Origin of the sequence: Lawsonibacter asaccharolyticus, assembly GCF_022453915.1 — a bacterium.
GTDB classification, from domain to species: Bacteria; Bacillota; Clostridia; order Oscillospirales; family Oscillospiraceae; genus Lawsonibacter; species Lawsonibacter asaccharolyticus.
In genome coordinates this window covers 2,308,757-2,334,916 of record NZ_CP091870.1, presented here as the reverse complement: position 1 = coordinate 2,334,916, position 26,160 = coordinate 2,308,757, and the positions used below count along the sequence as shown (strand labels likewise).

Sequence of the window (26,160 nt, the reverse complement as noted above, 5' to 3'; positions counted from 1 at the left end):
GCAGAAAATCAAAAATCGGATCGGGAGGGACTACGAATGCCCCATTCACAGGATACACGCCACATGCGGTACGAGACCCTGTATATCATGCTGCTGATCTTTGCCTCCGGGCTTTTCCTGGCGGGCGCGTTGCTGGATACCCCGGACAATATTGCACGGGGCCTGATCCGCATCGTGATGACGGAGGACCCCCTCATCACTGACTATGTCCGGCTGGCCGGCGTGGGGGCAGCCCTGATCAACTCCTCTGTAGTCACCGCCCTCTCGGTGCTGATCCTGCGCAGCTCTGGGGAACCGGCCAACGGCTTCACGCTGGTGGTGGTAGGATTGATGGCGGGGTTTTCCCTGTTTGGGAAGAACCCGGTCAACACCTGGCCCATCGTCCTGGGGACTTGGCTGTACGCCAAGAGCAGAAAGGAGCCCTTTGGAAAGTATGCGGCCGTGGCCCTGCTGTCCTCGGCCCTGGGGCCGGTCATCAGCTATATCATCCTGGACAACGGCTGGGGCACCCCGGTGCTTGGGGTGGCGACCGGCCTGATGATCGGCTTTGTAATGCCCTCTCTGTCCGCCTATACATACAAGATCCAGAACGGGATGAACCTGTACAATGTAGGGTTTGCCTGCGGGCTGATGGCCATGCTGCTGGTGTCCCTGATGAGCTCCTTCGGGGCGGAGCCGGAGGTCTCTTACCTCTGGGCCACAGGGTACAACGCTCTGTTCGGCGGGCTGCTGGGGACGATGTGCATAGCAGCCATCCTTGCCGGCCTGTTTTTCTGCAGGAAGCCGGTCTGGGCGGCCTGGGCGGGTTACCGCCGCCTGCTCCAGACCAGCGGCCGGGCCCCCAGCGACTATCTGCGCATGTTTGGCGCGGCGCCGGTGCTGATCAACATGGGGGTCAACGGGTTGATCGCAATGGGGGTGATCCTGCTCACCGGCGGGGACCTGAATGGGCCCACAGTGGGCGGGGTCCTGACTATTGTGGGCTTCTCTGCCTTTGGAAAGCATGCGGGCAACATCGTGCCCATCATGGCCGGTGTGGTCCTGGGCAGCTTCGTGATGCACTCCTCGGTCTCCAGCGGCGCCGTCCAGCTGGCCATGCTGTTCGGGACTACCCTGGCTCCCATCTCTGGCTACTTCGGCTGGCCCTACGGCGTGCTGGCGGGGTTCCTCCACTCGGCGGTGGTACTGTATGCGGGCACGCCGGTGGCCGGGCTGAACCTCTATAACAACGGCTTTTCCGGCGGCCTGCTGGCTATCATCCTGTATCCCACCATCGTGGCCATCGCCCGCCACCGCAAGCCGGTGATCACCGAGGCGGAGTACTTCGACCACATGGAGCACGACGAGCCGGAGACCCCGCCTCCAGTGCAGGACATGATCGAGGAGGAGGACTGAGGGAGCGCCCCGGCTGGAAAAAGAAAATGGATTTTCCATACAGAACTTCTTTACAGAGCGGGATGGGGAGTATATAATCATTCCGCGGCAGGGGGGCGGCGCAGGTGTACGCTCCGGCAAGACCGCACGGGACAACGTCATTTTGGAGGCTGCTATGGAAAAAGAGGTCATCATCTCCATCAAGGGGATGCAGAAATATGAGAACGCCGAACCGGACACCATCGAGCTGGTGACAGGGGGGCGTTTGGAGCGGGACGGCGAGAGCTTTACCCTGTCTTATCAGGAGAGCGCCGTCACCGGCATGGACGGGACCCTGACCACCTTCCAGATAGAGCCGGAGCGGGTGACCCTGCTCCGGGTGGGGGAGTACACCTCCCAAATGGTGTTTCAGGAGGGGCGGCGGCACATGTCCATGTACAACACCCCCTATGGCACCATGTCCATCGGGGTGAACACCCGGCATTTGACAGCCCAGGTGGGCGAGAGCGGCGGCGACATCGAGATCGATTATGCCATCGAGATCGACCACACGGTGGCGGGGCGAAATGTATTTCAGATCAAGATCAAGGAGGCGGCACCGGGCTGCAGCTTGAAGCAGTAGCGTGGTCAATCTCGATTGCGGGCGTTCCGCGCCCGCACCGCAGGGCGGGATCGACTCCCGCCCGAGGAATCAAAGAGCCCGGGATCCCGCCGCGGGCCGGCCCGCGGTGGGCGATCGACCACACGGTGGCGGGGCGAAATGTATTTCAGATCAAGATCAAGGAGGCAGCACCGGGCTGCAGCTTGAAGCAGTAGTGCGGCCCACTCCAGCGAGAAAGAATTATTGTAAGGTGTGATACGAGAGATGAGCAATATGATTCAGGCCGCGCGGGCTCAGGTCGCTGAGCTGACCCAGGCCGCGTACGAGAGGGCCGCTGCAGCAGGTGTGCTGACCGGCGGAGCAGAGGTGAAGGCCACCGTGGAGATCCCCAAAGACACCGCTCACGGGGACTATGCCTCCTCCTTCGCTATGGCGGGGGCCAAGGCCCTGCACATGGCCCCACGGGCCATTGCCCAGGCCATTGTGGACCACATGGACCTGACAGGGAGCTATTTCCAGAAGGTAGACATCGCCGGCCCCGGTTTTCTGAACTTTACTCTGGGGCCCAAGTGGTACGGCCAGGTCCTCGCCCAGGTGGAGCAGGAGGGGCCTGAGTACGGCTCCGGCAGCGAAGGAAAGGGCGAGCGGGTGATGGTGGAGTTCGTCTCCGCCAACCCCACCGGCCCCATGCACATGGGCAACGCCCGTGGCGGCGTACTGGGGGACACCCTGGCCAACGTGCTGAAGCGGGACGGCTGGGACACCTGGAAAGAATTTTATGTCAACGACGCCGGCAACCAGGTCCACAAATTCGCCATGTCCATCTACGCCCGCTGCATGCAGCTGACGGTGGGGGAGGAGAACTACCCCTTCCCGGAGGAGGGCTACCATGGGGACGACATCCGGGAGCTGGCCCGGGGCTTCCTGGCCCAGGCGGGAGAGTTTCCAGGCCAGACCTCTCAGGATGCGTGGGAGACCGCTATGGCGGAATATGGCCTGTCCGTCAACATCCCCAGGATGAAAGCGGACCTGAAAAAGTACGGCATCGAGTATGACCAGTGGTTCCTGGAGTCTGAACTGCACAACAGCGGCTATGTGGAGGAGACTGTACAGCTGCTCACCGACAAGGGCTGGACCTATGAGAAGGACGGGGCCCTGTGGCTGAACACCACCCAGCTGCTGAAGGAAAAGTTCATGCGGGAGGGGAAGAGCCAGGAGCAGGTGGACAAGCTGGACCTGAAGGACGACGTGCTCTGCCGGGCCAACGGCTTCTATACCTACTTTGCCGCCGATATCGCCTACCACCGCAACAAGCTGGAGGTGCGGGGGTTTGACAAGGCCATCAACATCTGGGGCGCCGACCACCACGGCCATGTGGCCCGGCTCCAGGCCGCCCTGGACGGGCTGGGCCTGGACGGCTCCCACCGGCTGGTGGTGGTGCTGATGCAGCTGGTCAACCTGATGCAGGACGGCAAGCCGGTGCGGATGTCCAAGCGCTCCGGCAAGGCGATCGCCCTCCACGACCTGCTGGACGAGATCTCAGTGGACGCGGCCCGGTACTTCTTCAACTCCCGGGCCAGCACCAGCCCCCTGGACTTTGACCTGGACCTGGCGGTGCGGGAGGACAGCGAGAACCCGGTGTACTATGTCCAGTATGCCCACGCCCGCATCTGCTCCTTGGTGTCCCGGCTGGCGGAGGAGGGGGCGGCGGTCCCCGCCGCTGCGGGGGTGGACGCCGGTGTGCTGAACGCCCCGGAGGAGCTGGCCCTTATCAAGGCTCTGTCCCAGTATCCGGAGGAGCTCCATCTGGCGGCTCGGGATTATGACCCCAGCCGCATTAACCGGTATCTGGTGTCCCTGGCCGGGGACTTCCACCGCTTCTACAACGCCTGCCGCATCAAGGGGGAGGAGCCCGGCGTGCTCTCCGCCCGGCTGAAGCTGGCGGACAGCGTGCGGGCCGTCCTGGCCAACGGCCTGGGTCTGCTGGGCGTCACCGCGCCGGAGAAGATGTAACGATCTGGACGTTGAGCCGGCCCTCAGCCCCCAGGGCTGAGGGCCGGCTTTTTCCAAACCATGAGAGAGGAACGTGATACCATGCCGCAGAAAAAAGGGGCCCTGGACCGGATCCGGGACAGACTCCAGGCCAACCGGAACCGGCTGACCTACGTCCTGCTGCTGCTGGGGGGCCTGCTGGGACTGGCGGGGTGGGCCCTGCTGCCGGAGGTGGTAGCCATCCACGCCCAGCAGGCGGCCAACATCGGGAAAAACACCATCCTGCTGGCGGACCTGGCCCTGACCTGGGGATTCACCGCCGCCTTCTGGGTCCGCCCTAGGGAGATCATCTATTTTGTAGCAGCATGTTTGGGGGCGTTCCTGTCTCTGAGCGTGCTCATCATCAATGTGATGCTCTGAAAGAGGTGGGGAACGGAATGACGCTGGAACAGCTGGAGGAGAAACTGAGGGGCAGAGAGCCGGGGCTGATGGACGCCTCGGGACAGTACGCAGTTCTGGTCCCTCTGGTGGAGCGGGAGGGGAAGCTGCATATCCTCTATGAGGTGCGCTCACAGGACATGCGCCGCCAGCCCGGGGAGGTCTGCTTTCCCGGAGGGCGGATAGAGGGAGATGAGACCCCGGAGGCCTGCGCCATCCGGGAGACGGAGGAAGAGCTGGGCATCCCCACAGCATCCATCACCGTTCTGGGACGGCTGGATTTTGTGGCCCACCGAGCCAATTTCATCATGTATCCGGTGCTGGCCAGGGTGGAGACGGCTGCGGCAGAGAGGATGGCCCTGAACCCGGCGGAGGTAGATCACACCTTTCTGGTGCCGCTGGAGCACATCGTGCACAATCCGCCGCTGGAGTACAGCTACGCCCTGGAGCCCCGCCCGCCGGCGGACTTCCCCTACCAGCTGATCGGCATCCCACGGGGATATCGGTGGCAGCAGGGGAGGGAGACGGTGCCCGTCTATCTGTGGCAGGGCCACGCCATCTGGGGGCTGACCGGGCGGATCACACGGCATCTGGCGGGCCTGCTGGGCGGAGAGATGGGATGAGCGGGGCGGAGCACCTGGGCCCCTACCTTCTGGAGGTAAAGGAGGGGGTCTTTCCCCTGGGGGGAGACAGCCTGGCCCTGGGGGCCTTCGCTACAGTGAAGCGGGGCTGGCGGGTGTGCGACCTGGGGACGGGGAGCGGCTGTCTGCTCCTGATGCTGGCGGCCCGGGAGGGGGGGCTCTCTCTCACGGGAGTGGAGCGGGAGGAGCGGGCGGCCCAGTGTGCCCGGGAGAACCTGGTCCACAGCGGCCTGGAGGGGACGGTCCTCCAGGCGGACTGGCGGCAGGTGACCCTGCCGGCTGGCGGGTTCAACCTGGTCATCTCCAATCCCCCCTACTTCCAGCCTGGACACGGCGGGGACGGGGGCGGGGCCCGGCAGGCCGACTGCTCCCTTGAGGAGCTGTGCCGCACCGCGGCCCGCCTGCTGAGAAACAGGGGGCGGTTCGCCTTGTGCCACCGGCCGGAGCGGCTGGCGGACCTGATGTGCGCCCTGCGGGGGAGCGGCCTGGAGCCCAAACGGATGCGGCTGCTGGCCCATGGGCCGGAGCATCCCCCCTCCTGTGTTCTGATGGAGGCGGTGCGCCGGGGGCGGCCCGGTCTGCGGATCGAACCGTGAGGGGCGCAGGTGCTCCCAACTGGAGTGCTGAAAAATTTCAGAAAAATTTTGGGCCCCATGCAATAAACGAGACCTCCCACGCATTATGTAGTTGAACGGCAAACAGATAAGCCCGAGATACAGCCGGACACAACATAAAATGACATTTGGGAGGAACATGAAATGAAACGGAACTGGAAGAGCCTGATGGTGAGCGGAACTGTACTGACGGTCCTGGCGGGAGCGCTGACTCTGCCTGCCCTGGCCTCCGTGGGCCAGCGGACGGCCGCCCTGCATTATCAGAACATCAAGGTGACGCTGGATGGCAGGACCCTGGATCTGACGGACAGCAGGGGCAACGAGGTGGAGCCCTTCACCATCGACGGGACGACCTATCTGCCGCTGGCTTCCATCAGCAAGGCGCTGGGAATGGACGTGCGGTGGGATGCCGACACCAACACTGTGATCCTGAACACCAAGGGCACCGGCACCACTGCCGCTGAGAGCTACATCGGGGTGGAACGTGCCAAGGAGATCGCCCTGAAGGATGCGGGGCTCTCTGCCTCCCAGGTCAGCTTTGTCCGGGCGGGGCTGGACTGGGATAACGGCCGCATGGAGTACGAGGTGGAGTTCTGGAAGGACAACGTGGAGTACGACTATGAGATCGACGCCTACACCGGCACCATCCTCCACAGCGACCGGGACATCGAGGGGTACAGCATCCCCACCCAGTCCTCCGCCGACATCGGCGCCGACCGTGCCAAGGAGATCGCGCTGGACCACGCCGGTGTGTCCGCCTCCAAGGCCACCTTTGTGCGGGCCCATCTGGACTATGAGGACGGACGCCGGGTGTACGATGTGGAGTTTTACAGCGGCAGCAAGGAGTATGACTATGAGATCGATGCCGCCAGCGGCGATATCCTGAGCTGGGACTACGACGCCGAATACTATACAGGTCAGGCCGCCGGTCAGACCGGCAGCTACCTCAGTGAGGCGGAGGTCCGCCAGATCGTGGAGGACCGGGCGGGGGTCTCCGGGACCTTCCGGGAGCTGCATCTGGACCGGGACGATGGCCGCGTAGTCTACGAGGGCGAGATGCGGGACGGCTGGACCGAGTATGAGTTCACGCTGGACGCGGTGACCGGTACCATCCTGGAGTGGGACGTGGACCGGCACTGAGCATTGGTTTCATGACAGAACGGCAAGAGGCCGCCGCGGAGTTCCGCGGCGGCCTCTTTGGCTGAGCGGAGGCATGTCATATGGGAGGGGGCTGCTTTGAGCGGGAAAGGGAACGGAGAAAAAATGGGCGGCCCGGAGCTCCGTTCGGGGATAGAAAAAAGGCGGGTCCTGTGTTATAATGGCTCCATGGAAACAAACCGAGCCGCCCTGTCCCAGGGTGGGCGGCGGCGGAAAGGAGCATAAGGCATGGCAGGAACCCTCTATCTGGTCCCGACTCCCATCGGCAATCTGGGGGACATCTCCCCGCGGATGGCGGATACTTTGGCGCAGGCGGACTTCATTGCCGCAGAAGACACCCGGGTGACAGTGAAGCTCCTCAACCATCTGGGGTTGAAGAAGCCTATGGTCACCTACCACCGGCACAACACCGCAGCCAGCGGTCAGGCGGTGCTGGACCGCCTGCTGGCAGGGGAGAGCTGTGCTCTGGTCACGGACGCGGGGATGCCGGCCATCTCCGACCCGGGGGAGGAGATGGTGGCCCTGTGTGCCGCTGCCGGGGTCCCGGTGGTACCCATCCCGGGTCCCTGCGCCCTGGTCACGGCGCTGGCAGCCTCCGGCCAGCCCACCGGCCGCTTCACCTTTGAGGGCTTTTTGGCCATGAACAAGAAAAACCGCCGGGCCCACCTGGAGTCCCTGCGGGGGGAGGAGCGGACCATGATCTTCTACGAGGCCCCCCACAAGCTGGTTGCCACCCTCCGGGACTTGGCGGACACTTTTGGCCGGGAGCGGGAGATATCTCTGTGCCGGGAGCTGACCAAGCTCCATGAGGAGATCCGGCGCACCACTCTGGGGGAGGCGGCGGACTGGTATGGGGAGGAGACGCCACGGGGAGAGTTCGTCCTGGTAGTTCGGGGTGCCCAGCCGGAGGAGGAGGGGGAATGCACTCTGGAGGACGGCCTGACATTGGCGGAGCGGCTGCGGGAGGAGGAAGGGCTCTCCCTGCGGGACGCGGTGCGCCAGGCGGCCAAGGAGCTGGGGCTCTCACGGAATGAGCTCTACCGCCTGGCGGTGGAGCAGGAATAAAAACGGCCCCTGCCCAGGAAAGGGCAGGGGCCGTCTGCTGTGGGGGTCATGGTTTGCACTGGCCGCAGGGGGAATATCCCTGGGCGATCAGCTCCTCACGGCTGCCGGAAAAGGCCTGGCGGTTTTCCTCTTTCATGGAGGCGGCGCCGGAGCAGAAGGGGAGATGAAATTTTCCAGAGCTGGTGTTCAGGATGTACAGGGTGTCCTCCGGCTCCTTCTGGGTGCTGTCCTCTGGAAGAGCATCCCCCTCCAGGGAGCTGGCACCGGTAGCGTAGTCGATGGTGATGCCGGGCTGGTCATTATAGACATAGACGTTGAAGCAGATGCCCTCGCCCTGGTCCTCCACCGACTCGGCCTCCATCTGCACGCCCCGGGCCACCAGCTCAGTGCCCTGAAAGATGGGAGTGACCCGGTAGAGGACGTGGTTGCCGGTCTCCTGGACGTAATCCGCCACCATGTTTTCAAAGGGGAGCATCCCCTCCACGTTGAGGTAGCGGGTGCCGGTGATGAGGTTCTGCTCATTGGCATTCTCACCGCTGAGCTGATAGCCGATGAGATGGCAGCGGTTGTACAGGTACTTGCCGTCCACGATGTCATATTTCACCGTCTGCCAGCCGCTGGGCTTGACTTGGCCGATGCTGTCCCGTTCCTCCGTGGGCATCAGGTCCAGACCGATGTTGGCATAGGCGGTGCCGCACCGGCCAAGCAGATCCAGGCTGCTGTAAGTCTCGAAAGAGTCGGTGGTGAAGTCCTCCTGGGAAAAGCCGGGCTGGTTGTCCTGGAGCACCACATAGGGCTCGCCGGAGAAGGGCGGGACGTCCTCCAGAGAGAAGGAGGAGGGCGCGGCCTGAAGGAGCTGGCCGCAGCCGGACAGCGCCGCGCAGAGCAGCAGGAGGAGGGGGATGAGATGGAGCGTACGTATTTTCATGGGCAGTAGACTTCCTTTGTGATTTTTTTATGGGAGGAGCCGGGAAATTCCTCCCGGCCCAACAGGGACCACCCCAGGGCGGCCGGGTCCAGGTCCAGAAACAGGTCCGCGGGGTAGCGGCGGTTCCAGTGATAGAGGACCATGGACTCCACCCGGTCCAGGAAGGGCCGGATGGGCCGGTCCTCCAGAAAGCAGAACTCCCCCGGGGCGGCCTGGGCGAGAAAGTCCTCCGAGGTCAGGATGGAGCTGGAGAGGCCGTCCCGCAGGGAGGAGAAGAGGGAGCGGGAGCCGGGGGCCATCCACAGGGGGGAGCCGGCGCACGTCCGGAGCACGTCTTGGCAGAGCACCCGGTCCCGGCTGAGCCGGCGGCCATGGAACAGCAGGCCGCCCCGGTCATCGATGCAGGAGATCAGGATCATGGTCTACCCTCTTTCTTCGGAAACAGTACATTTGTTCTGGTGTGCCTGTTGATTGTAGCAGAGATGGGGCCAAAATTCCAGAGGAAAAGAAAAAATTTTTCTCCGTTCCGAGAAAAGGCGGCCCTCCCTAGGACCTTGTATCCGGGGCGTCCGATGTGGTATGATGGAGACGTCCGGTACATGATCAGGACTGGAAAGGAATGTTTGGATATGGAACTGGAAACAAAGGAACTTTTGGACCTCTCCCACACCCTGGCGGGGGAGTATCTGGCGGGATTTCAATACCCCTGGCAGGCCCTGGACGGGATCAAGGAGCTGATCCTGACCCTGGGGGCTGCGCTGCCGCCGGAGGAATATGACCAGCCCGCCCCCCAGGTCTGGGTGCATAAAACGGCGGTGGTGTTCCCCACAGCCTATCTGGGGGCGCCCTGCATCATTGGGCCTGAGACTGAGGTGCGCCACTGTGCGTTTATCCGGGGCTCGGCCCTGGTGGGGGCCCACTGCGTGGTGGGCAATTCCGTGGAGCTGAAAAACGTGATCCTGTTCGACAACGTGCAGACCCCCCACTACAACTATGTGGGAGACTCCATCCTGGGCTATAAGAGCCATATGGGTGCCGGCTCCATCACCTCCAACGTGAAGTCAGACAAGACGCTGGTGACAGTGAAGAACGGAGCAGAGCGGATTGAAACGGGCAGGAAAAAGTTCGGCGCTATCCTGGGCGACCATGTGGAGGTGGGCTGCAACTCCGTGCTGAATCCGGGGACCGTGGTGGGGCGGGGGAGCAGCATCTACCCGGTCTCCTGCGTCCGGGGTGCCATCCCGGCGGGCAGCATCGTCAAGACCGGGGGCGTGGTGGTCCAAAGGAGCTGAGTGCCGCGGGGGATGCGGAACAAGACAGAGGGCGCGGCGGGATCTGCCGCGCCCTCAAGCTGTTTGTGGGAGCCCTCTCTCCCACGGACCGGCGGAGGCGGAGACCAAAAGAAAAACGCCCCAAATCCTGGCTGGATCCAGAGCGTTTAAAAAACCGCATAAAATTTGTCTGCTGTTTCTATCTGGGCTGCTGGGGATCAAATCAGAACTGTCCGCACTCCTGGAGTGCCTTGATGCACTTGGGGCAGATATTCTTGCCGCGGAAAACGATGACATCCCGGGCGTCATCACAGAAAATGCAGGCGGGCTGATATTTTTTCAGAATGATGGACGGTCCATCCATATAGATCTCCAGGGAGTCTTTCTCCGCGATATCCAATGTACGGCGCAGTTCGATGGGAAGGACGATACGGCCCAGCTCATCGACCTTCCGGACAATGCCGGTAGATTTCAATGTGATCATTCCTTTCTTCCTTCTTCATGTCCCAGTCGTCAAAACGATCGATGCGGTTTCGCAGTCATAATGTACGATTTTGGAAACTAAACATTATTATACTACAAAGTGCGACTGTGTCAACCATAATTTGTGAAGATTCTGCAAAAAGTGTTCGGAAAGAGCAAAAAATGATGGGAAAACAGGGAAATCAGAAAAATGAACACCACGGCAGAGAATGGTTATCTTTTCCAGACATGTCCCGTATATATGATTTGAAGGGGGGACAGGGGTATGACGATGACGATCCTCTGGACGGGGATGGTGGTGCTCTCCATCCTGTGCGGACTGGCTACGGGGCAGTCGGCCCAGGTGGCCGCGGCGGCGGTGGAGGGGACCCAGGCGGCGGTGGAGCTGTGCCTGTCCATCGCGGGGATGCTGTGCCTGTGGACCGGGGTGATGGAGGTGATGCGGCGGTCCGGGCTGGCAGAAAAGCTGTCCCGGCTGCTTCGACCGATGCTCCGGCTGCTCTTTCCCCAGGTAGCCCGGGACCGGGAGACCATGGACAGCATCGCGGCCAATGTGTCGGCCAATTTGCTGGGGCTGGGCAACGCTGCCACCCCTCTGGGGCTGGAGGCCGCCCGGCGGATGAGCCGCTGCAGCCCCGGGGTGGCTTCCGATGCGCTGTGCATGCTGGTGGTGTGCAATACGGCCTCCATCCAACTGATCCCCACCACGGTGGCCACGGTGCGGGCTGGGGCAGGGAGCGCCGCTCCCTTTGACATCCTGCCTGCCGTTTGGCTGGCCTCCGGGCTGTCGGTAGGGGTAGGGGTGCTGGCCTGCAAGATATGCGCGCGGATATGGAGGGATTGACATGCTGGACCTGATGATGACCCTGGTGGTGCCGCTGACGCTGGGGCTGGTGGCGGTCTACGCCGCCTGCCGCCGGGTGGACGTTTACGATGCCCTGATCCAGGGAGCAGGGGAGGGACTGGGCACCTTGGCCCGTATCATCCCCAGCCTGGTGGGGCTGATGACGGCGGTGTATATGCTGCGGGCGTCGGGGGCGCTGGATCTGGCCGCTCAGGCCCTGGCTCCCCTGCTGGACCGGGTAGGGGTGCCGGCAGAGCTGCTCCCTCTGATGCTGGTGCGCCCCATCAGCGGGAGCGCCGCCCTGGGGGTGGGGGCGGAGCTCATCACCAGCAGCGGGCCGGACTCCTATGTGGGCCGGGTGGCGGCGGTGATGCTTGGGTCCACGGAGACCACCTTCTACACCATCGCGGTCTACTTCGGCGCAGTGGGCATCTCCCGGACCCGGTACGCGGTCCCCGCCGCCCTGTGCGCCGACCTTACCGGCTTTCTGGCGGCGGCCTGGGCGGTCCGGCTGTGCTTTGGAGGCGGATAAAGCTCTCACACACCGCGTCAGGCGGCATGTGAGAGCTCTCTTACTATGGGGCGGACAGGAGAGTCAGGGGCGGCCCGTCCAATCGGATGACCCGGTCCGCCCGGTCCAGAACGGCAGGCTCATGGCTGACCAGGATGACAGGGGCGGCCAGCTCCCCCAGGGCGGATAGGATGCGGTCTGCCCGCTGAGGGTCCACCCCTGCAAAGGGCTCGTCCAGCAGATAGAGGGAACCGCCCAGGGCCAGCGTGCGGACCAGGGCCAGACGCCGTCCCATGCCGCCGGACAGATGGGCGGGATAGGTACGCTCTTCCCCTTCCAGCTCTGCCAGCCGCAGCCAGTGGGGGACCTCCACCCACCGGGGGCGGGGGAGCACGTCGGTAAGGTGCTGCTCCACGGTACGCCAGGGGAAGAGGCGGTCCTCCTGAAAGAGCAGGGCAGCGGAGCGGAGGGACAGGCCGGTGATCCGGCCGGAAATGGGGTGCTCCAGCCCGGCCAGAACCCGCAGCAGGGTGGTCTTGCCGCAGCCGGAGGGGCCGGACAGGGCGGTGATCCCCGTCTCAGGCAGGGTGAGGGAGAAGCGGTCCAGCACCCGCTTCTCTCCAAAGGTGACGGTGACCTCCTCCAAACAGATCATGGCGACCACCTCCTGTTTATCCGGTTCAGCAGAGCAGAGAGCAGTTTTTCCAGGGTAAGGGACAGAAGGAGGATAACCAGCGTCCAGGCAAACAGGGAGGGGGTCTCCAGATAGTCCCGGGCCTGGACGATCTGCGTGCCCACCGCCCAGGCGGGGCGGCAGAGCACCTCGGCGGCCACCCCGGACTTCCAGGCAAGGCCCAGAGAGGTGACCACTGCGCTGAGAAAGTAGGGCCGCACCGAAGGGAGATAGACCAGCCGGACGGTCTTGGGGCGGGAGAACCGGAGCGCTCTGGCCTGTTCCAGCAGCCTGGGGTCGGTCTCCCGGATGCCCCGGCTCACGTTCCCCCACACCACCGGCAGCACCATCAGGGCGGAGACCACCACAGGCACCAGACCACGGCGGGTCCACAGCAGGACGAAGAGGATGAAGGAGACCACTGGCACCGCCCGGATGACCCGGACGGCGGGGGAAAGGAGGACATCCGCCCATCGGCTGGCGCAGGTGAGGGCGGCGGTCAGCGCCCCCAGCAGAGTGCCGGCCAGCAGTCCGGCCAGGACCCGGACCAGGGAGAGCAGGGCGGTCTGCCAGAAACTGGGTACCCCCGCCAGCTGGATCAGCGTTCCCAGGACCGCGGCAGGGCCGGGAAGGATGAAGGACTGGCCCACAGCCAGGGCGGCCAGCTGCCACACCACCAGCCAGAAGGCCAGGGGAAGGAGGGGCCGCAGCAGACGGTCAGGGCAGATAGTACAGGCTGTCATAGGGGATGCTGCCGCCGATAGCGGCGGGGTCGGCGCGGTACAGGACCTCGTAGTAGGCCTGGACGGTGTCCTGCATCTCCTCCCCGGTGAGCAGGGTGAGATTGCACTGGGGGATGGCGGCCTCCGCGATCTGGGCGTTGGCGGTGATGCCGTATTTGGCCACCAGCTCCGCCGCCTCCGACCGGTTGCCCTCGTCAGACATGAAGGAGATGGAGTCACCGTACAGGTCCAGGAAAGCGTCCACGGCCTCAGGATGCTCCTCCACGAATTCCCTGCGGGCTACGATGCAGCCCATGGGCAGAGGGGTGGAGGAGACGGCATCCCACTCAGCGCTCAGGTCCAGGGCTTGGCGCACGCCGGGGTCCTTCATCAGCAGGGCAGTGGCGGCGGGGACGGGCAGCATGCACACGCCGTCCTCGGCGGAAAGCATGTTGGCAGTGACCTCCTGGGCGGTGAGCCACTGGATGGTCACATCCGCGGCGGGGTCCAGCCCGTTCTGGGTCAGCAGATAGTTGAGGATGTACTCCGGGTTGGCCCCCTGGCCGGTGGCGTAGATGGTCTTGCCCTGCAGGTCGGCCATGGACTGGATGGAGTCCCCCTTCTCCAGGATGTACAGCACACCCATCGTGTTCACTGCCAGCATCTGAATGGAGCCGTCGGTCTTGTGGTAGAAGTTGGAGGCCACATTGGTGGCCACAGCGGCGATGTCTGCCTCGCCGTTGGACAGCAGGGCGGTGGCCTCGCTGTTTTCCGTCACCACGACGGAACTGACGGAGATGGGGCTGTCAGCAGGAACGTGTTCCGGGGCGTAGTACTCCATCAGATAGGCAGCCCCTACACCGGTAGGGCCGGAAAGGACGGCCAGATCGATGGGGAGGACCTCATCGTTCGGGGCGGGGATGCCGGAAGAGGAGGTGCTGGAGCTGACGGAGGAGCTGGCGCCGCCAGAATGGGAGGGTGCCTCTGCGGGACGGCAGCCCGAGGCAGAGAGGAGGAGCAGGGCGGACAGGAGCAGGGGCAGAAGCTTGGTTCGTTTCATGGCAGGATTCCTTTCTCAGATTTGGACGGATACACCTATTCTGGGCAGAGACGGATCGTTGACTGGATTTGTACACCGAAGGGGAAATTTTCTTACCCGGAGCCCCGGACACCCTCCAGAGCGGCCGGATCGGGGACGAGGATGGCCCGTCCCTCCCGCCGGATCAGGCCGGCCTGTTCCAAGTCCTGAAAGGCCCGATACACCGAGGCGCGGCTGATGCCCAGCTGGCGGGCCAGACCGGAGGCGGAGCACTCCACTGCGCCATAGGAGAGGCTGCTGAGCAGATAGCGGACCACCCGGCCCTCCGTATCCCCCACAGCCAGGGAACCCAGCCGGGCGTTGAGGAAGCGGATGCGGCCGGTGAGATAGGTCAGATAGTTCCGGCGCAGCAGGGCCTCCTCCCCCAGAAGGCGGTCCAGCAGCTCCTGGTCCAGCAGGAGGCAGCGGCAGATCCCTTGGGCGGTGAGGGTGGTGGCATAGTCGGGGGCGTCGTTGTAGAGGGCGGCGGCGCCGAAGAGATCCCCTGGCTCCAGGGTGCTGACGGTGAGGCTGCCCTTGGTCACCAGTACCCGTCCGGAGAGGAGCAGCCCCAGACAACGGCGGAAGCGGTCGGGTCGGTAGATCTCTGCGCCGGAGGAGAAGTCCTCCACCGAACAGCCGGACCGCGCCAGGACATCCCGGACCAGTGCCTCGGGACATGCCTGAAACAGGGGGCAGCGGAGGAGCAGATCCCACTGGTGCGGAGGGAGAGAGACAGGCATGGAGGTCAGCTCCTTTCCAAAACTGTCTCATTTGAGACGGTTTTATTGTAGAACAGCTGGAGGGAAATGTCAAGGGAAAGAGCATACGCCATGAAAACATGTAAGACCGGTATATGAGGAGGGGCGCGCACGGAAGGGAGAGGGAATTACCTGTATGGTAAAACGCCTGGGGAGACAGACGACCCTGTCTGCCTCCCCAGGCGTTTTTACCATATCGTTCCGCCCCAGGGGTCAGCCCTTGAGCAGATCCTTGAAATAGGTGTCTGCGTAGTGGATGGCGCCCACTGGGTTGTGGGCCAGCACCCGGTCTTTTACCACCAGGGTGGTAACCAGTGCTTTGGAGTATTGATAGAAGAGGGAGTCGTGGCCCACACAAAGCCCCAGACAAATATTGAATTGGGTGTCCTGGCTGTTGAGCAGCTCGGCCTGGGCAATGGGGTTGCACATGGCCTCAAACTGGCCGGGCTGGAGCTTGCACTCCTCCGGCACCCCGGCCCGGGACTTGTCCAGTCCGCCGGTCTTGCAGATGACGGACACCACCTGGAAGCCGTTATTCCGCAGGACCCGCTCCACCACAGCGGCCTCCTTCTTCAGTGCCGCACAGAAAGCCAGACCCAGCTTTTGATAGTGCATGGATCGGGAGAACTCCACGATCTCCTTCAGGCGGGGCCAGCGGCAGTAGCCAGCCGACTCGATGGCGGCGCTGGTGACAAAAAAGTCGTGGTTTTCCTCTGACCAGTAGCGCTCCAAAAGCCGGTCAAAGAACTCCGGGTCCCGCATGGGACAGTTCCGGGGCAGGTCCCCGCCCCCCTTCTGGCAGGAGCGGAGGGTACAGCTGGCGCAGGTGTACATACAACAGATCCTCCTTACAGTCTCTCATTCTTCGTCAGGCTGATACAGCTCCGGACGGAACACTCCGCTCTGGTCCCGGCACCAGGCGGTGCCTGGTTCGGAGTCCAGCAGAGGGATGATGTCCGGGTCGTAGTTGCACAGGGTGTTGAGGTGATAGATGCCGCTGCGGCCGGGGTCGTCCATATAGCTGTCGCTCTCATCTCCGGCGGTGAAGCGCCAGCCGCTATCCCAATTCTCGTCCCCCTCCTCCGGCTCCTCCCTGTAGCAGTAGCCCACCCGGCAGCCGTCCACCAGGATTCGGTCAGTGGCGAAGCAGCCCTGGGGGCCCTCCCCGTCATAGAGGTGCCGGAGCTCCCGCTGGGGGATGGCGAACTCCTTCTGGGGGCGGTCGGAGAGGACGCTGGGGCGGTCCACGTCCACCGTCTCCAGGTCCTCCTCGGGAAAGAGGTCCAGCAGCTCTCCGGCACTGTGGGAGAGCTTGAAGTCCATCTCCTCCTGATACAGAGGGAGGAGCTGATAGAAATTTACCTCATCGCCGCCGGAGAGGGGACAGACCGACGCCTCCTGGGGGAAAGCACCGGGGTTGACCAGCATGATGCCGTTGAAGCGGGTGTTTTCCGCAAAGGGGGAGCCGTCCGGGTTGGCAATGGTATGGCCCCAGCCCAGCCAGCTGTCCTCGTTGATGGGCAGGCGGGCCAGGATTTTCAGCCAGCGGATGGGCCAGTACCACGCCTCGCCCTCTTCGCCCACCTTCCAGTCGGGGGGCAGGCAGATAAACAGCTCAGCCCGCTCCAGCTTCTGGCCGGCCAGATCCTCCGGCACGTTCATGGCGTGGGCCCCCATGCCGTGGGTCATCAGGATATAGTAGTTCCGCTCCGGGCTTGGGGGGATGATGTAGATGTCCACATGGATATCGGGGGAGACGATCTCGTGGAACACGTTCTCCGACGATCCGAAATAGGTGTGGATATGCTGGTCCACGGTGTCCCAGTCCTCCTGGCCGTACACCTCGGGACAGCACTGCTTGGCGGCGATGTACTTCTGGCACTGGCGGATGAACTCAGGGGCATCCGGGTCCTGGGGGTCCAGCTCTGCCGCCCGCTGGAAGTGGGGCAGGGCCTCCTCTTCACGGTCCAGATAGAACAGGGCGTAGCCCAGCCGGTAGTGCCACAGGGGGGCCTCCTGTCCCTGGTCTGCGATGGACTCCAGAAGGGAGACGGACTTTTCCAGCGGCCCGGCCTCCTCGGGCCCGGCCAGGTTGTTGTAGGCCCGGGCCAGCTGGCAGGTGAGCTCATAGCCCCGCTCCCGCTGGGGGATGGCCTCGATGGCGTCGATGATCCGCTGATATTGGTCCTCCTCGTGCCAGCGCTGAAGCTGGCCGAGCAGTTCCGTATCCAGGTCCTCCATATTTGGAACCTCCTTCTTCTGACTCTGTCCGGCGCCGGATGTCAGGCCAGACTGGCCAGATAGGCGGCCGGGCCGCTCTCGTACAGGTCACCCCCGTGGGCGTCCAGGATAACGGTGAGGGGGAAGTCCTCCACCTCCAGACGGCGCACCGCCTCACAGCCCAGGTCCTCCCAGCAGATGACCTCCAGCTCCTTCACGCTGGCGGCCATCAGGGCCCCGGCACCACCCAGGGCGGCCAGGTAGACCGCCCCATTGCGGACCACCGCATCCTTCACGGCCTGGTCCCGCTTGCCCTTTCCGATCATGATGAGCTGGCCCAGGTCCAGCAGGCGGGGGGAGTAGGCGTCCATCCGGCCGCTGGTGGTGGGACCGGCGGAGCCGATGACCTGACCGGGGCGCTCCGGAGTGGGGCCCACATAGTAGACGGCGGAGCCCTCCACGGGGAAGGGCAGGGAACCCCCGGTGTCCAGCAGCTCCATCATCCGCTTGTGGGCGGCATCCCGGGCGGTGTAGACGGCCCCAGACAGGAGCACGGTGTCACCGGTCCGCAGGGGGGCGAGGTCCTCTCTTGTAACGGGGGTTCTGAGTTTATATTGCATGGAAATCCCTCCCAAATGGCTTGGTCGATATTTTAGATGGGTATTACAGATGATCCAGCAGAAAACGGTGGACCGTATCCGCAATCTCTTTGGGGCGCTGGCGGTATAGATCATGGGGGAGCTCAAACAGATGGAAAGAGGAGGTGGAAAAAGCAGAGAGATAATTCCTCGCACACATCCGCCATTCCTCTTTGGGAAGAGGAGTGCCTTTGCCGTTGGAAAGCAGAAACAGCGTGGGGACAGAGGCAGGCGGTCCCTCCTGACGTATCTGACGGATGCTGTGGGGAAGGGCTTTTGCCTCGTTGATCCAGACGATGCTGGCAAAGTTCCGACGGGCGGCGGGCACCAGGTCCTTCCGAACTGAGGCGGGACAACGCCTCAGCAGAGAGTGGGAAGCGAGCTGGAAAAGTATGGCTCGCTTCCAGTCGGGGCGGCCCAGATGTTCCAGATGGTGCAGGACAGAGGCAAGATCCATGTTCTGATAGGCATCGGGAGTGGCGGGGTCCAGTCCCACAAGGGCGGAAATCTCCTCTGGATATTTAGAGGCCCAGTGCAGTGCCTCCAGAAACCCCATGCTGTGGGCCGCCAGCACCACTGGAAAAGGGTGCTTCAGTGCGGCCAATACCCTGCGGTACTCCTCCACCACGGTGTCCACATCCCGGGGGGCCTCGGTCAGATCACTGAATCCATAGCCGAATTTGGAGGGGATCAGGACGGAGTACCATTCTCTCAGGGCATCGGCCAGAGGGGCGTATTCCAGTCCGGGGAAGAGGATATTGGAGCCGGACAGGATCACAAGTGTGACCGGCCCTGATCCCACAGAGGATACCTGGAGGGCCCGGCCGCCTACAGCTACCATTTGCTCGTCCATGACAACACCTCCATGGGCGGTCAGAGCTGGGAGGAGGCCCGGCGGGTCACATGGCAGCTCACATTCACCGCCACGGGCAGGCCGGCCACGTGGGTGGGGGCGGTCTCGATGGACAGGCCCAAACAGGTGGTCCGGCCGCCGAAGCCCTGGGGGCCGATGCCCAGGGCATTGATCTCCTCCAGCAGCTCCTCCTCCAGCTGGGCATAGAAGGGGTCGGAGTTGGGCTGGTCGATGGGGCGGAGCAGGGCATGCTTGGCCAGATAGGCCGCCTTGTCAAAGGAGCCGCCGATACCGATGCCCAGCACGATGGGGGGACAGGGGTTGGAGCCGGCCAGGCGCACCGTCTCCACCACGAATTTTTTCACGCCCTCCACCCCGTCAGCGGGCTTGAGCATCCCCAGGCGGCTCATGTTCTCCGAGCCGAAGCCCTTGGGAGCCACGGTGATCCGGCACCCGTCCCCAGGCACCAGCCGGAGGGTGATGGCGGCGGGGGTGTTGTCCTCTGTGTTCACCCGGCGCAGGGGATCACCCACGATGGACTTGCGCAGATAGCCCTCGCCGTAGCCCCGGCGGACCCCCTCGTGGACGGCCTGCTCAAAGTCGCCCTGGATGTGGACCTCCTGGCCCAGCTCCACAAACACACAGGCCATCCCCGTGTCCTGACAGACAGGCAGTTCTTCCCGCTCCGCAAGCTCCAGATTGTCCCACAGCAGGCCCAGGGTCTCTTTGGCAAGAGGCCAGGGCTCCTCCCGGCGGGTGCGGTCCAGGGCGGAGACGATGTCGGGGGGCAGGTGAGTGTTGGCTTGGATACACAGCTTTGCCACCGCGTCGGTGACGGCGGCGGCGGAAATGGTACGCATACAGACGCCCTCTTTCTTCGGGTTTTCTCCATTGTACCAAATTTCGCAGAGAGGGGAAAGGGCTGGACGAAAAAAATGCCCCGCCGCAGGCGGGGCATTGAAAAAAACGACGGCCCTGGTGCTGACTGGGGCCGTCGTTAGTTCAAAGAAAGCATATTAAAAAGGCCCTTATGGGACAGAGGGAATGGAAACTCAATCTGGAAGATTACAGAACAAATTGAGCCTGTTTTCTCTGTAAACTCATCTTGACTGAATTCCGACTTCCTATGGAAGAACTGGATACAGAAAGCAATATTCTTTAAGAAATCAGATTCATCATTAGAGAGGACTATCATTCAAATGCCGAAAGGAAATCATCAATAATTTTTGATAAAGCATCTCTTTGCTTTGGGGTTAACTGTTTGAGTTCGTCATGTTCAGCCAATGAATCCAACATTACAGATTCGCCACATAATAAACGATCAGTAGAGATGGATAGACATTCGCATAATTTAATGATGTTTTCCGGCCGCATAGCCTTGTGCCCATTCTCTGCGGCAGAAATCATTTTAGTGGAAAGCCCACTTAAATTTGCCAACTGTTCTTGTGTATAGCCTTTGTCTTTCCGTGCTGATGCAAGTCGCGACCCAATTTCTTCTAAAGTTTTGTTTTTCATTTCATCCCCCGCCATAGAACTATAATATTACCCCGATAGGGATTTTTAGCCCTCTATGGCGGGCAATACCCCGTCATAGCTCCATATCTTGCTGACAGATTGAAAGAAACGCATCTATAATTTTGTTAAGGGCTATGCGTTGTTTGTGTGTAAGAGAAACAGAAATATCTGAATGCAATGCATTGCCAGTCATTAAATAAGAGATGTCCAATTCAAGAGAGTGACAGATACGCACAATATTTTCAGGGCGAAGTGCCTTTTTTCCTTTTTCAGCAGAGCTAATCGTTTTTACTGATACTCCCGATAGTTCTGCTAAATTTTCTTGAGTTAATTTTAATGATTTGCGTTGGGTAGCTAGGCGCTCTCCCATTTCGACAAGGAATTTATTACCAGATGTCAGAAAAACACCCCCTATAGGGGAATATTATCTTGAATTCAGGAATTTTATAATCCACCATAGTAGATATATACCCCCTATAGGGGGTATAATAAAGAAAAATTTTTGATATGGATGGCGTGTGCGAAATTAAATGTCGGAGGTAGCATGTGGTCATAGATAAAACGACAGGAAGAGGTTGTGCCTGGAGCATAGCATCAAAAACAATTACCAAGAAACTAATTGCTGAAGGGATTGTAGATAAGACCATTTTTATAAAGGCTTGGAAAAATGGCTATGATTTGCTCCGAGTGACCGACTGCGGGGAGAATTGTGCGTATCTAATGTCACAAAGGACAAAGGAGTTAACAGGGCAACCATTATGGGCCCCTTCTTTTATTGCTCCAGAAATATGGGGAAAAGCTGTAAGCAGATTTCAAAACTATGGAAAATTGGGCAGAAATGTGGAGATGTATCTGCTCCCGGAAATGAGTGAATACCTGCGCAGTATTCCGGATATAGAACTGATTTCTATGACGAGAGAGTTTCTCATAAAGCATGGTGTGGTCAATAAGCCCATTCGCCAGCATGCAGGGAAAACATACTATTTTAATGAAAGTGAAGTTTATTCTCTTGATGAGCAGTCCCAGATGTTCCCGTATGAGGGGCGTATGAAATTTAATACATTTCAAGTAAGGGGCGAAACCTGCTTCAACAGAAATGTCTGGATCAAAGCCGCGTCACGGTTTGAAATCGGGATGACATTGGAAGCGTGTATTGAGATTTTTTTAAACACAGAACTGACGCATAAGGCCCAGCAAGAACTATCTCCAATCGACCGATTAGTACAGCACATAGGGCCGCCCACATATGAGCGTGTTCCAGAGAACAAAGATGAAGCTGCATTTGACCATATTCGTGTGATTGTTGGCCTCCCTCGTTATCAGTTCTACTCATGGGAAGCCTTACAGAATGAAGTTAAAAAGTATCAGCGTGAAATATATCAGCAAGTCATTCAGCGGTTGGAAAAAGATCGTCAGTTTAAAAAATATGGCGTGCCAGTCAATTTTCTTAAAATCAGTAATGTTACATTGTTGCGGGATTTTTCATTGGAGTTTATTTTTGAACTGAAAGAATAAAAGATCATTAAAAAGAGGAGGACGCCGCTTTGCGGCGTCCTCCTCTTTCGTTGGTTATGGACGTTGTATCGTACCAGGGTTCTTTCAGTTAAATTTTATAATGAGACGCAGCTCACTGATGGATACCGCGGTTCTGGTCGCCCTCGGGATTGACGCCGAACTCGTAGTCGTTGCCGGGGAGGATGGCGTTGAGCAGGATGCCCGCCAAGGCGGCGATGGCCAGGCCGGTGAGCGTGATGGAGGTGCCGGCCACGGTGAAGGTGATGCCGCTGGAGAAGCCCAGGCCGCACACCAGGATGACGGCGGCGATGATGAGGTTGCGGGACTTGGTCAGGTCCACGTTGTTCTCCACGATGTTGCGCACGCCGATGGCGGAGATCATGCCGTAGAGAATGAAGGACACGCCGCCCACGATGGCGGAGGGCATAGAGCCGATGATGTCGGCCATCTTGGGAATAAAGGAGAGCACGATGGCATAGACGGCCGCCAGACGGATGACCCGGGGGTCATGGACCTTGGACAGGACCAGGACGCCGGTATTCTCGCCATATGTGGTGTTGGCGGGGCCGCCGAACATGCCGGCCAGGGAGGTGGCGATGCCGTCGCCCACCAGGGTGCGGTGCAGGCCGGGCTCCTGAATGAAGTTCTGCCCCACGGTGGCGGAGATGGCGGACATGTCGCCGATGTGCTCCATCATGGTGGCCAGGGCGATGGGGGCCATCACCAGGATAGCGGTGAGGTCAAACTTGGCCATCTGGAAGGGGGGCAGGCCCAGGATGCTGGCCTCGCGCACGGCGGTGAAATCGATGAGGGGGATGGCCTCTCCTGCGGCGTTCAGCACAGTGACGCCGCAGGCGTTCATGATGAGGGCGGCGATATAGGAGACCACCACGCCCATCAGAATGGGGATGATCTTGAACATCCCCTTCCCCCAGATGTTGAAGATGATGATGGTGGCCAGGGCGATCAGGGCCAAAGGCCAGCAGGTGGAGGCGTTGCTCACCGCGGAGGGGGCCAGGGTCAGGCCAATGCACACGATGATGGGGCCGGTGACCACCGGGGGCAGGAAGCGCATGACCTTCTTCACGCCCACCAGGCGGATGACCAGGGCCAGCGCCAGGTAGAGCAGGCCGGCAACCACGATGCCGCCGCAGGTATAGGCCAGCTTATCCTGGGGAGACATGTCCGCATAGATGCCGGTGTTCAGGTTGGCCATGGTGCTGAAGCCGCCCAGGAAGGCAAAGGAGGAGCCCAGAAAGGCAGGCACCCTGAATTTGGTGCACACATGGAAGAACAGGGTGCCGATGCCGGCAAAGAACAGAGTGGTCTGGATGTCCAGGGGCAGACCGTACTGCTGGACCAGGATGGGGACCAGGATGGTAGCGCCGAACATGGCGAACATGTGCTGGAGGCCCAGCACCAGCATCTTGGGGGTGCCCAGCTTCCGGGCGTCGCGGATGGGTTCGTTTGGATTCATGGATAAAACTCCCTTCTCACTTTCTCTGACACACAAAAAAAGACAATCACACCGGTGATTGCCCGCCTGCGGAACAGAAGAGAGGCCCCCAAACCCGATACAGCGACCCGTACAGCACGGTCATGGACCTCTCCTCCCTTCCATTTCCGAACAATCATACCAGAAGAGCGGGAGACACGCAAGTCTTATTGCCGAATTTCGTCTTTTTTTCCGGAATCACCAAAGGAAGGCCCGGGTGGGGGAACAGGTTGGAGGTTGTGTTGATTGACAACGTATGGGGGATACGATACAATAAAAACGATTTTTTTCTTGGGGCGGCGGGCTATCCGGCCCGGGACCGCCTGACAGATTTGAAAAAGGAGCGTCTGCCCGTGAAAAAGCCCTTTGTCACCCTGGAGCAGCTCCAGGCCATCACAGAGCAGTATCCCACCCCATTCCACCTGTACGACGAAAAGGGAATCCGGGAGAATGCCCGCCGCCTGTACCAGGCTTTCTCCTGGAACCCCGGCTACCGGGAGTTCTTCGCCGTCAAGGCCACCCCAAACCCCCAGATCCTGAAGATCCTGCGGGAGGAGGGATGCGGCGTGGACTGCTCCTCCCTCACCGAGCTGATGATGTCCGACCGCTGCGGCTTCCGGGGAGAGGAGATCATGTTCTCATCCAACGACACCCCGGCGGAGGAGTTTGCCCTGGCCTCCCAACTGGGGGCCACCATCAACCTGGACGACATCACCCACATCGACTTTCTAAAGGACACCATCGGATCCATTCCCAAGCGGATCTCCTGCCGATACAACCCAGGCGGGACCTTCACTCTGGGGGAGTCTGAGGAGGGCTTCCAGGTCATGGACAACCCGGGGGACGCCAAGTACGGCATGACCCGGGAGCAGCTGACCCAGGCTTTCAGCCGGCTGAAGGAGCTGGGGGCGGAGGAGTTCGGCATCCACGCCTTCCTGGCCTCCAACACCCTGTCCAACGACTATTACCCCGCCCTGGCCCGGATTCTGTTCCGGGTGGCTGTGGAGCTGAAGGAAGAGACAGGCTGTCACATCACCTTCATCAACCTGTCCGGCGGCGTAGGGGTGCCCTACCGCCCGGAGCAGCCCGCCAACGACATCGCCGTTATCGGGGAGGGGGTGCGCCGCGCCTATGAGGAGGTGCTGGTCCCCGCCGGGATGGGGGATGTGGCCATCTGCACCGAGCTGGGCCGCTTCCTGCTGGCGCCCTACGGCTGTCTGGTCACCCGGGCCACCCACGAGAAGCACATCTACAAGGAGTACATCGGGGTGGACGCCTGCGCAGCCAACCTGATGCGGCCCGCCATGTATGGGGCCTACCACCACATCACCGTCATGGGCAAGGAGGACGCCCCCTGCGACCACAAGTACGACGTTACCGGGGCCCTGTGCGAGAACAACGACAAATTTGCGGTGGACCGGATGCTGCCCAAGATCGACATGGGCGATCTGCTGGTCATCCACGACACCGGCGCCCATGGACACGCCATGGGCTACCAGTATAACGGCCGGCTGCGCTCCGCCGAGGTGCTGCTGTGCCAGGACGGCTCCACCCGCCTGATCCGCCGGGCGGAGACCCCGGAGGACTACTTTTCCACCGCAGTGTGGGAGTGAGCTCCCCAGACCACAGATCGAGAGACAGGACCGCCGCGCGTGCCGCGGCGGTCCTGTATTTGAGTGCTTCTTGTTGAGGTGATTTTGTTGCATATCCTGACTGAACTCAGCCTGATCTTTGCCCTGTGCCTGGCGGGGGAGGGGATCGCCGCCCTGCTTCCGGTGGCCTTCCCCGCCAGCGTCATCAGCATGCTGCTGCTCATGGCCCTGCTCTTGACCGGCGTGGTCAAGGAGCGGCGGATCCAGACAGTCTCCCGCTTCCTGGTGACCAACATGGGGCTGTTTTTCATCCCCTCCTTAGTGGGGACCATGGAATATGTGGAGGTCCTGAGGGCCCAGGCCCTGCCCTTTCTGGCCGTTACCTTTCTGACTACGCCGGTGGTCTATCTGGCGGCCGCCTGGACGGTCCAGCTGCTGATGCGGCGGAGCAGAAAGGAGGCAGGGCGTCATGTTTGAAGCGGTGATTTCCTCCCCGTTTTTCGGGTTAGCCCTCACCCTGGGGTGCTGGTGCCTGGGGGTGGAGCTCCAGAGACGGACAGGACTGCTGATCTGTAACCCAGTGCTGGTGGCCTCCCTGCTGGTGATCGGGGCGCTGACAGTATTACGCGTCCCCCTGGAGTGCTACAATGCCGGCGGCGGGCTGGTAAAGCTGATGCTGGGCCCGGCCACCGCGGTGCTGGCCCTGAATATCTATCAACAGCGGCAGGTGCTGCGGGAACACTTTCTCCCCGTGTTGGCAGGGTGTCTGGCGGGCAGCGCCGCCAGCATGGGCTCCGTGCTGCTGCTGTGCCGGCTGTTCCGCGCCGAGGAGATGCTTGCTGCCTCCATGCTGCCTAAGAGTGTCACCACAGCCATCGCGCTGGGCATCTCGGAGAGCGGGGGAGGCATCCCCGGCATCACCGCGGCCGCCGTGGTCATCACGGGAGTGGAAGGAGCCATGCTGGCTCCTCTGTTTGCCAGATGCTTCCGCATCACCGACCCGGTGGCGGAGGGGGTAGCCATAGGCGCCAGCAGCCACGCCGTGGGTACCTCCAAGGCCCTGGAGATCGGCCCCCTCCAGGGGGCCATGAGTTCCATCGCCATCTGCGTGTGTGGGATCTTCACCTCAGTGCTGGCGCTGTTCTTCTGAAGGAGGCAGCGGAGCTGGACACAGAGAG

30 protein-coding genes are annotated in these 26,160 nt (G+C 61.5%); 15 read left to right on the top strand and 15 right to left on the bottom strand.

Annotation, left to right across the window (positions count from 1 at the left end; genetic code table 11):
• Positions 1–36: 36 nt before the first annotated feature.
• From L9O85_RS11175 to rsmI, 8 genes are all read left to right on the top strand, one after another.
• Positions 37–1,395, top strand: a complete 1,359-nt coding sequence (locus tag L9O85_RS11175) for a DUF1576 domain-containing protein (protein WP_242850294.1) — start codon at positions 37–39, stop codon at positions 1,393–1,395.
• Between the two features lie 154 nt (positions 1,396–1,549).
• A complete protein-coding gene (locus tag L9O85_RS11170; protein ID WP_050625425.1) occupies positions 1,550–1,996 on the top strand; it encodes a DUF1934 domain-containing protein in 447 nt (148 codons plus the stop codon).
• Positions 1,997–2,239: 243 nt separating this feature from the next.
• Positions 2,240–3,988 carry an arginine--tRNA ligase gene (argS, locus tag L9O85_RS11165; RefSeq protein WP_050623706.1) on the top strand — a complete coding sequence of 583 codons (1,749 nt, stop codon included), beginning with the start codon at positions 2,240–2,242 and terminating at the stop codon, positions 3,986–3,988.
• Positions 3,989–4,069: 81 nt separating this feature from the next.
• Positions 4,070–4,387, top strand: a complete 318-nt coding sequence (locus L9O85_RS11160) for a hypothetical protein (protein ID WP_050623707.1) — start codon at positions 4,070–4,072, stop codon at positions 4,385–4,387.
• A 17-nt stretch (positions 4,388–4,404) separates the two neighbouring features.
• A complete protein-coding gene (locus tag L9O85_RS11155) occupies positions 4,405–5,028 on the top strand; it encodes an NUDIX hydrolase (RefSeq protein WP_276852637.1) in 624 nt (207 codons plus the stop codon).
• A complete protein-coding gene (locus L9O85_RS11150) occupies positions 5,025–5,642 on the top strand; it encodes a tRNA1(Val) (adenine(37)-N6)-methyltransferase (RefSeq protein ID WP_301578614.1) in 618 nt (205 codons plus the stop codon). The genes L9O85_RS11155 and L9O85_RS11150 overlap by 4 nt, the downstream gene beginning before the upstream one ends.
• Positions 5,643–5,804: 162 nt before the next feature.
• Entirely contained in the window at positions 5,805–6,800 is a 996-nt protein-coding gene (locus tag L9O85_RS11145) for a PepSY domain-containing protein (RefSeq protein ID WP_276852633.1), read from the top strand.
• A gap of 246 nt (positions 6,801–7,046) precedes the next feature.
• Positions 7,047–7,883 carry a 16S rRNA (cytidine(1402)-2'-O)-methyltransferase gene (gene rsmI / locus L9O85_RS11140; protein WP_050623711.1) on the top strand — a complete coding sequence of 279 codons (837 nt, stop codon included), beginning with the start codon at positions 7,047–7,049 and terminating at the stop codon, positions 7,881–7,883.
• Between the two features lie 46 nt (positions 7,884–7,929).
• Here the strand turns inward: rsmI and L9O85_RS11135 are convergent, their stop codons facing one another.
• Both L9O85_RS11135 and L9O85_RS11130 read right to left on the bottom strand, forming a co-directional pair.
• Positions 7,930–8,811: a DNA/RNA non-specific endonuclease gene (locus L9O85_RS11135; RefSeq protein ID WP_301578610.1), complete on the bottom strand. Its 882-nt coding sequence runs from the start codon at positions 8,809–8,811 to the stop codon at positions 7,930–7,932.
• Positions 8,808–9,230, bottom strand: a complete 423-nt coding sequence (locus L9O85_RS11130; RefSeq protein ID WP_277102856.1) for a hypothetical protein — start codon at positions 9,228–9,230, stop codon at positions 8,808–8,810. The genes L9O85_RS11135 and L9O85_RS11130 overlap by 4 nt, the downstream gene beginning before the upstream one ends.
• A gap of 210 nt (positions 9,231–9,440) precedes the next feature.
• Here L9O85_RS11130 and L9O85_RS11125 point away from each other — a divergent pair, with 210 nt between their 5' ends.
• Complete coding sequence (locus L9O85_RS11125; protein ID WP_050625426.1) at positions 9,441–10,103, top strand: UDP-N-acetylglucosamine pyrophosphorylase; 663 nt, start codon at positions 9,441–9,443, stop codon at positions 10,101–10,103.
• A gap of 202 nt (positions 10,104–10,305) precedes the next feature.
• On the opposite strand, the gene L9O85_RS11120 is transcribed toward L9O85_RS11125, so the two are convergent.
• Positions 10,306–10,557 (bottom strand): AbrB/MazE/SpoVT family DNA-binding domain-containing protein, encoded by a 252-nt coding sequence (locus L9O85_RS11120; RefSeq protein WP_050625427.1) that lies wholly within the window; start codon positions 10,555–10,557, stop codon positions 10,306–10,308.
• Between the two features lie 273 nt (positions 10,558–10,830).
• Between L9O85_RS11120 and L9O85_RS11115 the strand changes: the two genes are divergently transcribed.
• Positions 10,831–11,409 carry a nucleoside recognition domain-containing protein gene (locus L9O85_RS11115; protein ID WP_050623714.1) on the top strand — a complete coding sequence of 193 codons (579 nt, stop codon included), beginning with the start codon at positions 10,831–10,833 and terminating at the stop codon, positions 11,407–11,409.
• A 1-nt stretch (position 11,410) separates the two neighbouring features.
• Positions 11,411–11,941, top strand: a complete 531-nt coding sequence (locus L9O85_RS11110) for a spore maturation protein (protein WP_050623715.1) — start codon at positions 11,411–11,413, stop codon at positions 11,939–11,941.
• A 43-nt stretch (positions 11,942–11,984) separates the two neighbouring features.
• On the opposite strand, the gene L9O85_RS11105 is transcribed toward L9O85_RS11110, so the two are convergent.
• From L9O85_RS11105 to L9O85_RS11055, 11 genes are all read right to left on the bottom strand, one after another.
• Positions 11,985–12,575: an ATP-binding cassette domain-containing protein gene (locus tag L9O85_RS11105; protein WP_301578609.1), complete on the bottom strand. Its 591-nt coding sequence runs from the start codon at positions 12,573–12,575 to the stop codon at positions 11,985–11,987.
• Positions 12,572–13,336, bottom strand: a complete 765-nt coding sequence (locus L9O85_RS11100) for an ABC transporter permease (RefSeq protein WP_301578608.1) — start codon at positions 13,334–13,336, stop codon at positions 12,572–12,574. The genes L9O85_RS11105 and L9O85_RS11100 overlap by 4 nt, the downstream gene beginning before the upstream one ends.
• A complete protein-coding gene (locus tag L9O85_RS11095) occupies positions 13,311–14,375 on the bottom strand; it encodes an ABC transporter substrate-binding protein (protein ID WP_301578607.1) in 1,065 nt (354 codons plus the stop codon). The genes L9O85_RS11100 and L9O85_RS11095 overlap by 26 nt, the downstream gene beginning before the upstream one ends.
• Positions 14,376–14,467: 92 nt before the next feature.
• Positions 14,468–15,136, bottom strand: a complete 669-nt coding sequence (locus L9O85_RS11090; protein WP_050623719.1) for a Crp/Fnr family transcriptional regulator — start codon at positions 15,134–15,136, stop codon at positions 14,468–14,470.
• 231 nt (positions 15,137–15,367) lie between these two features.
• Positions 15,368–15,988 (bottom strand): DUF1847 domain-containing protein, encoded by a 621-nt coding sequence (locus tag L9O85_RS11085; RefSeq protein WP_050623720.1) that lies wholly within the window; start codon positions 15,986–15,988, stop codon positions 15,368–15,370.
• 24 nt (positions 15,989–16,012) lie between these two features.
• The gene (locus tag L9O85_RS11080; RefSeq protein ID WP_301578606.1) at positions 16,013–17,395 is read right to left on the bottom strand and encodes an immunity protein Imm33 domain-containing protein; all 1,383 of its coding nucleotides are present in this window, start codon (positions 17,393–17,395) and stop codon (positions 16,013–16,015) included.
• A gap of 41 nt (positions 17,396–17,436) precedes the next feature.
• Positions 17,437–17,994 carry a Fe-S-containing hydro-lyase gene (locus L9O85_RS11075; protein ID WP_050623722.1) on the bottom strand — a complete coding sequence of 186 codons (558 nt, stop codon included), beginning with the start codon at positions 17,992–17,994 and terminating at the stop codon, positions 17,437–17,439.
• A gap of 43 nt (positions 17,995–18,037) precedes the next feature.
• A complete protein-coding gene (locus L9O85_RS11070) occupies positions 18,038–18,865 on the bottom strand; it encodes an alpha/beta fold hydrolase (RefSeq protein ID WP_301578605.1) in 828 nt (275 codons plus the stop codon).
• A 20-nt stretch (positions 18,866–18,885) separates the two neighbouring features.
• Positions 18,886–19,725, bottom strand: coding sequence for a fumarate hydratase (locus L9O85_RS11065; protein ID WP_276852615.1), 840 nt, complete (start codon positions 19,723–19,725; stop codon positions 18,886–18,888).
• A gap of 331 nt (positions 19,726–20,056) precedes the next feature.
• Positions 20,057–20,380: a helix-turn-helix domain-containing protein gene (locus L9O85_RS11060; RefSeq protein ID WP_276852613.1), complete on the bottom strand. Its 324-nt coding sequence runs from the start codon at positions 20,378–20,380 to the stop codon at positions 20,057–20,059.
• 73 nt (positions 20,381–20,453) lie between these two features.
• Positions 20,454–20,750, bottom strand: coding sequence for a helix-turn-helix domain-containing protein (locus L9O85_RS11055; RefSeq protein WP_276852611.1), 297 nt, complete (start codon positions 20,748–20,750; stop codon positions 20,454–20,456).
• A 176-nt stretch (positions 20,751–20,926) separates the two neighbouring features.
• On the opposite strand from L9O85_RS11055, the gene L9O85_RS11050 reads away from it, so the two are divergent.
• Entirely contained in the window at positions 20,927–21,895 is a 969-nt protein-coding gene (locus tag L9O85_RS11050; protein ID WP_301578604.1) for a hypothetical protein, read from the top strand.
• Positions 21,896–22,007: 112 nt separating this feature from the next.
• Here the strand turns inward: L9O85_RS11050 and L9O85_RS11045 are convergent, their stop codons facing one another.
• Positions 22,008–23,372 carry a uracil-xanthine permease family protein gene (locus L9O85_RS11045; protein WP_050623727.1) on the bottom strand — a complete coding sequence of 455 codons (1,365 nt, stop codon included), beginning with the start codon at positions 23,370–23,372 and terminating at the stop codon, positions 22,008–22,010.
• Positions 23,373–23,743: 371 nt separating this feature from the next.
• Between L9O85_RS11045 and L9O85_RS11040 the strand changes: the two genes are divergently transcribed.
• The 3 genes from L9O85_RS11040 to L9O85_RS11030 all read left to right on the top strand — a co-directional run bounded on the left by L9O85_RS11040 (position 23,744) and on the right by L9O85_RS11030 (position 26,132).
• The gene (locus L9O85_RS11040) at positions 23,744–25,003 is read left to right on the top strand and encodes a diaminopimelate decarboxylase (protein ID WP_276852650.1); all 1,260 of its coding nucleotides are present in this window, start codon (positions 23,744–23,746) and stop codon (positions 25,001–25,003) included.
• Between the two features lie 87 nt (positions 25,004–25,090).
• A complete protein-coding gene (locus L9O85_RS11035) occupies positions 25,091–25,459 on the top strand; it encodes a CidA/LrgA family protein (protein ID WP_050623728.1) in 369 nt (122 codons plus the stop codon).
• Entirely contained in the window at positions 25,452–26,132 is a 681-nt protein-coding gene (locus tag L9O85_RS11030) for an LrgB family protein (RefSeq protein WP_301578603.1), read from the top strand. Before L9O85_RS11035 ends, L9O85_RS11030 begins: the two co-directional genes overlap by 8 nt.
• Positions 26,133–26,160: the final 28 nt, after the last annotated feature.